Origin of the sequence: Microcoleus sp. BROC3 (genome assembly GCF_036702515.1) — a bacterium.
Taxonomy (GTDB): Bacteria; Cyanobacteriota; Cyanobacteriia; order Cyanobacteriales; family Microcoleaceae; genus Microcoleus.
Genome location: NZ_JAUBTQ010000047.1, coordinates 50,049 through 60,219, shown reverse-complemented (window position 1 = coordinate 60,219; position 10,171 = coordinate 50,049). Strand labels below are relative to the sequence as shown.

The window sequence follows — 10,171 nt, the reverse complement described above, 5'->3', positions numbered from 1 at the left end:
GGTTTACGCTTCAACCTGATTGCAGGCATCTATAACTATGAACTTAACCTTTCAGAATGACTTTTGCAAGAGGTCTATTAGCTTTCACATACTCAAAAGGCAGCACATATTCACTCGCTTCTTCAATGCTCATATCATTGAAGTCAATAATCCAGCGTTCCGGCATACCGTTAGGATTTTGTGCTAGATTAGCCCCCATTGAAAAAAGTTTAAGAACCTCTTGATTTTTCGCATCTGCTTTAATCCAATCATTAACCTGTCGTTTAGTAACTATAAATCCCATTCCCACCGGAATTACACCTTGAAAGCATTTATTTAAATTCGCTGACAACCTAGCCGCTTGAGAAACATCAATCGTAGCTTGCAGCGAAGAGTTAATACTTGAAACCGCGAGATTATCTAAATAGTAAACTTTCGGCTTTTCCTTGCTCCAGTTAATCAAGCTGACATGAACCTTAGCTTCCCCAGACCAAGGCTGAGTAGAAACGGCGGCATAAATGTGGCCCCCATTTTGCGCGACATAATCTAAAGCAGCAGTACGACTTTTACCTTGACTGATTGAATTAGTAGCAACTAAACCAGCCCGCCCATTTAGTTCTAAATTATTGTGAGCAATGCGAAACCAATAAGCACAAAAATCAACCGAATCTTTCACATCGGGAAAGCGTTTAAACACGCGGTCAATATATTCATCTCCCAACGCAACCCTCATGTGCTTTCCCCCTAAAAACGGAGGATTCCCGATAATCGCGTCAGCCTTCACCCAATCAGTAAATAAAGCATCAGCACAGACAATATTTTTATCCAAAGTATCTAAAGGCAGAGAAGGTTCTTTCAATCCCAAATTATCGATCGCCACCTTACGGCCAATCATCAGTGTCACCCGCGCCAGCTCCACCGCAAACGAGTTAATATCCATGCCGTAAAATTGCTGCGGCGTGACTAAATTCATATAACCTCTTGTACCGTCGCACTCGTTTAGCTTATCTAAAAGTAACTTTTCAACTTGCTTCAGTTCCTGATAAGCTACATACAGAAAATTACCTGAACCGCAAGCCGGATCTAGGACGCGATAGCTACCTAATTCTTGGTGCAGATTTTGCAGTTTTGCTACCGTATTTGCAGAGTTAATTCGCTCTTCCCAGTAATAGCTAATTGTGGGCAAAACAATGCGGCGAATGTCTCCCTCTGTAGTAAAGTGAATCCCGTAGGCGCGGCGCTGTTTTTTATCTGTTTTCAAAGCCGATTCAAAGATATTGCCAAAAATAGAAGGGCGTACCTGACTCCAATTTTGTTCGGCACAAACTTCTAATATTTTCAACTCTCCCTGTTGCAGTTCAATGGGGTGTATTTCAGAAAATAATCCCCCGTTGAAATACTCGACTCCTTCATAACGTCCTGCGGGGGTGACTCCCTGCTGATTCATTGCTTGAAATAAGCCGCCCAAGACATCATAAGAACTTGCTCCTTCCAGACAATCTTTGACGCAGCGAGTAAAGAGTGCAGGCGGCAAAAGTCCCCTATCTTCGGCAAACATTGCTAACACGCACTGCAACACAAATCGCTGGGCCTGAAACTGATTAAATTTAGCAAATTTGCGCTCTTGGCTACGTTCAATTAACATTTCCAGCAGCATCCCCATTCTGCTAGCAGCTTTTTCGGTAATCTCGACTTGGTTGTTTTTGAATATGGGGCGACGGCTGGTAGATTCCATGAAGGCAAAAGCGGGCGATCGCGCGGGCAATTGCTTTAGGGATATAATGTCTACAGGCTGATCCGGCTGAAGGTCGAAATCGTAAATGTGAAACTCGTCAAAGTTGCACATCATCACGTAGCGGGGGCGATCGTCTTTTTTGAGGCGAATATAATAGCGTTCTGTTTGGGTGCGGTGTTCTCTTTTAGTCAAGTCTTCACCGCGCTTTTTCATTTCAATCAAAACGTGCTTTTTCCACACCAAATCAGCAAATCCCATTTGACCTTTTTTGCTGCTTTTTTCTATGCGTTCCTCATAGGTTGCGCCTGCTTCTAATGCCCCATCGTGGCCGAAAGCTCGAAAGAAGCGGTCTAAAAATACCTGTGCTTGTCCTTTTTCATCGCCTGTAATGTGTTGTTGGCAGTAGGTAACGAATTTTTGGAGGCTTTCAGGGGTTGCTGGCATGGGAGGATAATTTAAAAAAACGCATATTAATTAGTATAATCTGCTATCTTGTATTATTGTTATCTTTGCTCATAGGCCGCCAGGGAATGAATTCCCTGTCTAATAGCTAAAGTCCTCTGAAGAGGACTGAAAAGAATATGTTATTTTTTTCAAAAAAATTTGATACTATTTATTTAGTCCTCTTTGAGAGGACTTGAGCTGTGAGCCAGGGAATTAATTCCCTGGCGGAATGTTGGGTAGCGGGTAGTAATAGTCTATTGTTAATAATCTTTATTATTAAATCCTAAAAATCTGTGATTCAAAACTCGACTAAAATACCTACAAATAACATTCAAACAGGATGGCACGGCCACCTCAATTTAGTCTACGCTAACCGCAGCGGTGCAACTCAAATCATTCACAATCAAATGCAAGCGCCCCTCAAGGTGCAGCGTCCGTTTTATCCTGAAGGGAAAGAGATTTGCCACAGCGTCATTTTGCACACGGCTGGGGGAGTTGTCGGGGGCGATCGACTTTCCAGCCATTTTAACCTCCAACCCAACGCCCAAGCCTTGATTACCACGGCCGCCGCTGGTAAAATCTATCGCAGCAGCGGACTAGAATCACAACAAAATATTGACATTCAGCTAGATACTGGTGCTAATTTAGAATGGCTGCCACAGGAAACAATAGTTTTTGACGGCGCAATATATCGGCAAAATTTGCGGGTAGAATTAGCACCAACAGCAAGGATTTTACTGTGGGAAATTACCAGATTTGGACGCAGTGCTAGGGGCGAAAAGTTCTTGTCTGGAGAATGGCGATCGCACACCGAAGTCTGGCAACAAAACAGCCCTTTATGGATTGACAGACAATTGCTCAAAGGTGGAGAAAAAATGCTCGAAAGCCCTCACGGTTTAGCAGGAAAACCCGTAGTCGCTACCCTCGCTTGGGTAGGCGAACCCGTTACAACCGAACTCGTGGAAAAAGTGCGAAATTTGCCATCTGAGGCAACAATTTATCCTGGTAATTCCACCGTCGGCGTGACTCGTATTCCTAACGGTTTGCTGTGCCGATATCGCGGTACATCCACCACCGCAGCTAGAGACTGGTTTGTCAGCATTTGGCACTTGCTGCGCTTATCTTTTTCACAACGCCCTTGCTGTTTGCCTAGAGTTTGGATAAAATAGGATGATCTTTGAGTTTCAAATCTATGATAGTATAAAAAACTAGCATTGAAAAGCTAGCGCTACTGATAATTAAACTCTCACAAATAATTCGATCGCACTTACAAGAATAAAAATGCAACTCACCCCCCAAGAAAAAGACAAACTGCTGATTTTCACCGCAGCCCTCGTAGCAGAGCGCCGGAAACAAAGAGGTTTAAAGTTAAACTATCCAGAAGCACTAGCTTACATTTCCGCAGCCATTTTAGAAGGAGCCAGAGATGGTCTCACGGTCGCCGATTTAATGAGTTATGGAACAACTCTCCTGACGCGGGAAGATGTGATGGAAGGGATACCAGAAATGGTGCATGAAGTCCAGGTTGAGGCGACTTTTCCCGATGGAACTAAACTCGTTACAGTACACGATCCGATCCGTTAAAAAATCAACCACAGAGACTCACAGGAGGAAAAAATGATTCCAGGGGAAATGATGGTTTTAGCAGGTGAAATAGAACTAAATGCAGGGCGTAAAACAGTACGGTTGCTGGTAGGAAATAAGGGCGATCGCCCGATCCAAGTTGGTTCCCACTACCATTTTTACGAAGCTAACGAAGCCTTAGAATTTAATCGAGAACAAGCAAAAGGAATGCGATTGGATATTCCGGCGGGAACAGCAGTTAGATTTGAACCCGGAGATGAAAGGGAAGTGCAATTAGTACCTTTTGTAGGTAGTCGTGAAGTCTACGGCTTTAATGGAAAAGTGAATGGTGAGTTAGATGGATGAGATAAAACTCGACTATTATCAATAAAAATGAAGTAAGGAGTGCATTAATATGAGTTATAGAATGGATCGCCGCGCCTACGCGGAAACCTTCGGGCCGACAACGGGCGATCGCGTGCGTTTAGCCGATACAGAATTATTCATAGAAGTTGAAAAAGACTTCACAACCTACGGGGATGAAGTTAAATTTGGTGGTGGCAAAGTCATTCGCGACGGCATGGGACAGTCGCCTATTTCTAATGCTGACGGCGCAGTTGACACGGTAATTACTAATGCTTTAATATTAGATTGGTGGGGAATTGTCAAAGCAGATGTTGGGATTAAAGAAGGCAAGATTTTAAAAATTGGCCAAGCCGGAAATCCTTACATTCAAGACAGAGTAGATATTGTTATCGGGCCCGGTACAGAAGTAATTGCCGGCGAAGGAATGATTCTCACTGCCGGGGGAATTGATACTCACATTCACTTTATTTGTCCGCAACAAATTGAAGTAGCGATCGCCTCCGGCATCACTACAATGATCGGCGGCGGTACAGGCCCCGCAACGGGTACAAACGCCACCACTTGCACTCCGGGGCCTTGGCATATGTACCGAATGCTGCAAGCAGCCGACGCTTTCCCCGTAAATCTAGGATTTTTAGGTAAAGGAAATAGCAGTCAACCCCAAGCATTAATTGAACAAATATTGGCCGGTGCAATGGGTTTGAAACTCCACGAAGATTGGGGAACTACACCAGCAACGATCGACACTTGTTTGAGTGTCGCTGACGAGTACGACGTACAAGTTGCAATTCACACCGACACTCTCAACGAAGCGGGATTTGTGGAAGCTACAATTGCCGCTTTTAAAAATCGGGCGATCCACACTTACCACACCGAAGGTGCAGGCGGCGGACACGCGCCGGATATTATTAAAGTCTGCGGGCAAGCTAATGTTTTGCCCTCGTCAACTAACCCGACTAGGCCTTACACAGTCAATACTTTAGAAGAACATTTAGATATGTTGATGGTATGCCACCATTTGGATCGAGGTATTCCTGAAGATGTGGCTTTTGCTGAATCGAGAATTAGAAGGGAAACTATTGCTGCTGAGGATATTTTGCACGATTTAGGTGCGTTTAGCATGATTTCTTCTGACTCTCAGGCGATGGGAAGAGTGGGAGAGGTGATTATTCGGACTTGGCAAACGGCTCATAAAATGAAGGTTCAAAGGGGTAATTTACCCCCCCTAACCCCCCCTTACCAAGGGGGGGAAACAGAGGAAGTTAACGATAATTTTAGGGTAAAGCGGTACATTGCGAAATATACAATTAATCCGGCAATTACTCACGGAATTAGTCAGTATGTCGGTTCGGTGGAAGAGGGGAAATTGGCGGATTTGTGTTTGTGGCGGCCGGCTTTTTTTGGGGTGAAACCGGAACTGGTAATTAAAGGAGGGGCGATCGCCTACGGGCAGATGGGAGATGCTAACGCCAGCATTCCTACACCGCAACCGGTGCATATGAGGCCTATGTTTGGGAGTTTTGGCGGTGCGATTGGGGCGACCTGTCTGACGTTCGTTTCGCAAGCTGCGCGCGATCGAGATATTGCCGCACAGCTAGGTTTACAAAAGCCAACTGTAGCAGTTTCCGGGACACGGCAGATTAGTAAAAGAGATATGAAACTCAACGATTATTTGCCACAAATGGAAGTCAATCCAGAAACTTATGAAGTTAGGGCGGATGGGGAATTGTTAACTTGCGAACCGGCAACAGTTTTGCCAATGGCGCAGCGCTACTTTTTGTTTTAACTGATATTTTGCACCATTTTCAGCAACAGGCAAGATGCCTGTTCCACAAAATATAAATTTTCTTGTGGAACAGGCACCATTTTCAGCAACAGGCAAGATGCCTGTTCCACAAAATATAAATTTTCTTGTGGAACAGGCATCTTGCCTGTTCATAAAAGGCTAATTCACAATGGTGCAATATCTCTGTTTTAACCGATTATACAATCATGTAGCGGCGGGTTTTACCAACAATATTTGCCCAAAACCGACAATCTCAAAAATCCGCCCCCACCCAACAGCAAATCTTCATCTTACTTCATTCTGGATTTAATTTCGTGTTAGAAAAGTTGAGCGATCGCACTATCAAACCCTGGCACAAAAACCAAAAATAAAGTGCAATATTAATCCCGCTCAACAGCTTCGGAATTCCCTCTGACAAGCTGGAGACAATTTCATTTTTCAGAGGCAGCGCTTCTGCAAAAAAAGCAACAAATAACAAACCAACGCCACTCAGCAGTAAATGGTAAGGAGTCGAGCGAATTTGCTTCCGAAAAGTCAATCCGTAAGCCGCAGCCACCCAGGCGTAAAATATGACGATCGTTACTTTCGGAAAACCCGCACGCCCCAGATGAACGTGGGTGCGAAAAACTTCATTGAACAGAAAGCAACCTGCAAACAGTGCCGAATATAAAATAAATCGATTTTCTGGGCGATGGGGTTGAATAATTCTCAGCAATCCAAAGGTAAAAGCGCACACCATTACCGATAAATAAAATAACATTTGAAACGCAAAAAAAAAGAAACCTGCACCCGGATACGTGGCAGAGCAAGGCGGCAAAAATAACCCTTTTACCGAAGAACCGAATAAACTCAGACACGCCGTCACTAGCCCAACTAGCACTAAAGTTACACTATTGAACAAAAAAACTGTTTTATAATTTGCCATAGTTAATAACTAAAAACTAACAACAGTATATTGCGCGTCAAACCATTTTTTGCTATGGCTTTGGCATGGGGGGTTCCGAAACCGGCTTTTTTACGAAAATACTGGGTTGTGACCCGCATATTCGGTAAAAAACCCGGTTTCTCTGTCGGAGTGCGTAAGTCGCGATCGTGTTCTTTGAGTAAAGGTGAAATATTCGGTGAAAAGACAAAGCATTGCTGTGTTTCTACAGCAGGCAATTGAGACTTGGCAGATATCTAAACAGATCTGAATAGTTGCTGCCTATTATTTCTAGACTCGCTTTCCGACCTAAATGATCGAGAATTTGTAATGCCCCTTCATCAGGTTGTGTCTGGCTTATTTGCAGCAATTCCTCGCTCTCATTAACACCCTCTTCATCTATAGTAATCCTAAATGAGTTGTGAGAAACAGGCATAGGTAAAAAGCTTTGAAAAGTCAATGAGATTCATGCTCAAAGAAGACGACTAACGGCTCGGAGACAATCTCGCATTACCAATTACCAATTCCCAGTTAGCCGTGCATTTCTCCATTTGGCATGATTGTACCGCGCAACTGAGCTCCCGCTAAATTAGCACTGCTCAAATCTGCCCTAATCAAAGTTGTGCGGTGCAAAATTGCATCCCGCAACTCTGTTCTAGCCAGGTAAGCATCAGTCAGATCGGCTTCACTCAAATTTGCCTGATTAAAGTTAGCTCGACTCAAATCAGCCCTCACCAAATTAGCTCGACTCAAGTCAGCCATAACTAAATTAGCATTGCTCAACTTAACATCAGGAAGAAATGCACCTTGCAAGTTAGCGCCCGCCAATTCAGCATCAATTAAGACAGCTCTTTCCAACCTAGCACTTGTCATTACAGCCCAGGAAAAATTCGTTTCTATCAAAGTTGCTTCAGTCAAAAATGTGCCATCTAAAATAGCTTCGCTCAAATTCGCCTGAGTCAAATTTGCTTCCTGCAGAGATGCTTCAGTCAAGTTCGCTTGACTGAGATTAGCTTTAGTTAAATCTGCACCTAGCAAGTTGACGCCCCGCAAATCGGCACCTTGAAAATTTGCACCCCGCAAGTTTGCACCCTCAAAAATCCGCTGCTCCTTGCGCAAATTTGCACCGCGCAAGCAGGCACCGCGCAAATCCGCACCTTGCAAATTGACTCCTCGCATATCTGCATCGGTCAAATTTGCATCGATAAAAACTGCCAAAGAGATGTTAGCTTTGCGAAAGTCTGCACCTTGCAAAGTAGCTCCATGGAAGTCGGCATCGGACAAATTTGCTCCGCTCAAGTTGGCCTGATTCAAATTAGCACCATACAACTTTGCAGTAGTTAAATTTGCGCGCTGAAGGTTAATTCTACTCAGGTACGACATCGCTAAGTTTGCACCCCAGAGGTCAGCACTGCTTAAATTTACCCCAATTAAATCGGCACCCCTCAGGTAGACGCCTCTAAGATTTATACCTTGAAAATCTAGTTCTCCTGATGTATATCGCCTTAAAATTTCGCTGGCATTCATGTTTTTTGTTGTTACTTGGGCAAAATATACTATTTCTAGACTTCTTGATTTACAGTCCTCGCCTTGCCGACTTAATTTGTGTCGCCCCAGACTTGAGTCTGGGCATTTAATGAGTTTGATTCACAAATTCTTGAGTCCAAGCGACTGTTTTGTTTCCTAACTGCCGCCCGTGAATTTTCACGTGAGTAAGATATTGTGATTGTAAAGTACACAGTTTTTTGTGAATGTATATAGCTGTACCCTGTTGGTTTGGTACTTGGGTAGACTCCAGAATGACGTGGAGCCAACCGTCTTTAAATCCCGCTGTAGCACCAATTCCTTTTGGCTGTAGCAATTGATTGATCAATTGGGCGATCGCCTTTGGTTTGCCTTGTTTTGCCATTTCCACAAGCTGATACTGATTTGGTTTCTGGCTAGAGAGTTGCTGCTCTGTTTCGGAAATATTTTCTACAATATTATCCTGCGTTTCTGAAGAAGATATCCCGTTTTCTCTTAACTCCACTTCGCTCAAAATTTCGATTAATTTGTCGGTAAATCCCTGAACTATTCCCAAATAATCTCTGAGACTTTTATATTTCCAGTTCAAACGATCGTCTGCACTTTCTGTATAAAGTTTTTTGTTCAAAGCAGATTCTAACTCGCTGAAGATATTTTCTATTTGCGCCGTTGCGAAGTTAGCACTTTGAGTGACTAACCCTTTCATTTCTTCTTCCAATCCCAACTTGCGTTTGATGGAATCGCTAATATTTAGCGTAACCGGAGCTGCCGGAGCGAAACTGTCTAGAATTGTCGGCGTTTCTGCCACTAGGAATGTTTCTACCAATTCCTGTCTGAAATCGGCAGCGGAATTATTGCTGCTGGTTTCAGGTTCTTTAAAATTTACATTTTCTGCCGTGTCCGGCACTAAGTAACTGTTTAGGGGGTCATAATGATAGTGAGTTGGAGCAGCTTGAATGATTTGAGTAATATCCCCAGGCTCAAAATAATCGCTGCGCCTGTCAATCTGCTTGATCTCTTCATAAAGACTGTTGTTTAAATGCGTCTGATCGTAATCTTCGCTAGCAGAATCTTCGGAGCGCTCGCGTTCTTCCTGTTGTAATTTTGCGTAACAAGGATTCATCGCTTTGATAATCACGCTAGCCGCTTGGTCGCATTCATCTGTGTTGTCGAGATTGCCCGCCGTTGTGTACAACTGAGATTCGAGCTCGGTCAGCGTGGGACAAACATTAAACAGTTCTCGCAGCAGATTGTCAAGTTCTTGGCTTTTCAGCAGGAGCAAGTCGCGATCGCTAAAAGTAAACTGGTGATAAAGACTAGAAAAAATTAGGACTTTAGCCCTCAGCGGATTTGTTTGCTGCAAAATTTTTTGTCGGACATCAAATAAATTACCGGGGTTTCTTTCCCTTTTTTTGCTGGTGGATAGTTCAGAACTGAAGTGCTCTTCAAATGCGGGTGATTCCTGACCGCCAAAACTAGATATGTTTGTTTCTAATTTGGTGAAGTCTTCAAATTCATACAGCCTGCTAAGCTGACAGACTATGAGGTCGGATACTAAAGCATACTCGTTTTTTTTATTAACCTTAGAAACTATATTATTTAAAACAGCTTCAATATCTTCTAACCTGCTATATTTGGCGCAGAGTTCTTCGATTAAACTCCTTACATCTGCGCTGGCGAGTTGGGCAGGATCGTTTTCCCAAAAGTCTTTACAAGCAAAAAATAATATTTTTTTAAGGCGCGAGAGATGGACATCTTGTTCTAATTCGCGAACAACTTCATCTAAAATAGATAAAGGTTTCATAGTTTTCCTCTCCAAAAAATACCCTGTCAACAGTCAGCAAGAAATAAT

9 protein-coding genes are annotated in these 10,171 nt (G+C 43.4%); 4 read left to right on the top strand and 5 right to left on the bottom strand.

From position 1 onward, the window contains the following. Positions 1 to 43: 43 nt before the first annotated feature. A complete protein-coding gene (locus QUB30_RS25170; protein ID WP_333339084.1) occupies positions 44 to 2,158 on the bottom strand; it encodes a DNA methyltransferase in 2,115 nt (704 codons plus the stop codon). A 293-nt stretch (positions 2,159 to 2,451) separates the two neighbouring features. On the opposite strand from QUB30_RS25170, the gene QUB30_RS25165 reads away from it, so the two are divergent. From QUB30_RS25165 to ureC, 4 genes are all read left to right on the top strand, one after another. Beyond that, a complete protein-coding gene (locus tag QUB30_RS25165) occupies positions 2,452 to 3,327 on the top strand; it encodes an urease accessory protein UreD (RefSeq protein ID WP_333339081.1) in 876 nt (291 codons plus the stop codon). Between the two features lie 112 nt (positions 3,328 to 3,439). Continuing rightward, positions 3,440 to 3,742, top strand: coding sequence for an urease subunit gamma (gene ureA / locus QUB30_RS25160; protein ID WP_015179363.1), 303 nt, complete (start codon positions 3,440 to 3,442; stop codon positions 3,740 to 3,742). A gap of 33 nt (positions 3,743 to 3,775) precedes the next feature. Further along, positions 3,776 to 4,087, top strand: coding sequence for an urease subunit beta (locus QUB30_RS25155; RefSeq protein WP_333339078.1), 312 nt, complete (start codon positions 3,776 to 3,778; stop codon positions 4,085 to 4,087). 49 nt (positions 4,088 to 4,136) lie between these two features. Then, positions 4,137 to 5,873, top strand: coding sequence for an urease subunit alpha (gene ureC / locus QUB30_RS25150; RefSeq protein WP_333339076.1), 1,737 nt, complete (start codon positions 4,137 to 4,139; stop codon positions 5,871 to 5,873). Here the strand turns inward: ureC and QUB30_RS25145 are convergent. The 4 genes from QUB30_RS25145 to QUB30_RS25130 all read right to left on the bottom strand — a co-directional run bounded on the left by QUB30_RS25145 (position 5,870) and on the right by QUB30_RS25130 (position 10,123). Next, on the bottom strand, positions 5,870 to 6,013 hold the full coding sequence (locus QUB30_RS25145; protein WP_333339073.1) for a hypothetical protein: 144 nt from the start codon (positions 6,011 to 6,013) through the stop codon (positions 5,870 to 5,872). The two genes, ureC and QUB30_RS25145, sit on opposite strands and share 4 nt — an antisense overlap. 155 nt (positions 6,014 to 6,168) lie before the next feature. Then, the gene (locus tag QUB30_RS25140; RefSeq protein WP_333339070.1) at positions 6,169 to 6,798 is read right to left on the bottom strand and encodes a hypothetical protein; all 630 of its coding nucleotides are present in this window, start codon (positions 6,796 to 6,798) and stop codon (positions 6,169 to 6,171) included. 528 nt (positions 6,799 to 7,326) lie between these two features. Further along, complete coding sequence (locus tag QUB30_RS25135) at positions 7,327 to 8,322, bottom strand: pentapeptide repeat-containing protein (protein ID WP_333339067.1); 996 nt, start codon at positions 8,320 to 8,322, stop codon at positions 7,327 to 7,329. Between the two features lie 106 nt (positions 8,323 to 8,428). Beyond that, entirely contained in the window at positions 8,429 to 10,123 is a 1,695-nt protein-coding gene (locus QUB30_RS25130; RefSeq protein WP_333339064.1) for a hypothetical protein, read from the bottom strand. Positions 10,124 to 10,171 lie beyond the last annotated feature (48 nt).

Coding starts and splice junctions, on each gene's coding strand:
- ureC (WP_333339076.1), top strand. CDS start 4,137: ATGAGTTATAGAATGGATCGCCGCGCCTACGCGGAAACCTTCGGGCCG.
- QUB30_RS25155 (WP_333339078.1), top strand. CDS start 3,776: ATGATTCCAGGGGAAATGATGGTTTTAGCAGGTGAAATAGAACTAAAT.
- QUB30_RS25130 (WP_333339064.1), bottom strand. CDS start 10,123: ATGAAACCTTTATCTATTTTAGATGAAGTTGTTCGCGAATTAGAACAA.
- QUB30_RS25145 (WP_333339073.1), bottom strand. CDS start 6,013: ATGCCTGTTCCACAAGAAAATTTATATTTTGTGGAACAGGCATCTTGC.
- QUB30_RS25135 (WP_333339067.1), bottom strand. CDS start 8,322: ATGAATGCCAGCGAAATTTTAAGGCGATATACATCAGGAGAACTAGAT.
- QUB30_RS25140 (WP_333339070.1), bottom strand. CDS start 6,798: ATGGCAAATTATAAAACAGTTTTTTTGTTCAATAGTGTAACTTTAGTG.
- ureA (WP_015179363.1), top strand. CDS start 3,440: ATGCAACTCACCCCCCAAGAAAAAGACAAACTGCTGATTTTCACCGCA.
- QUB30_RS25170 (WP_333339084.1), bottom strand. CDS start 2,158: ATGCCAGCAACCCCTGAAAGCCTCCAAAAATTCGTTACCTACTGCCAA.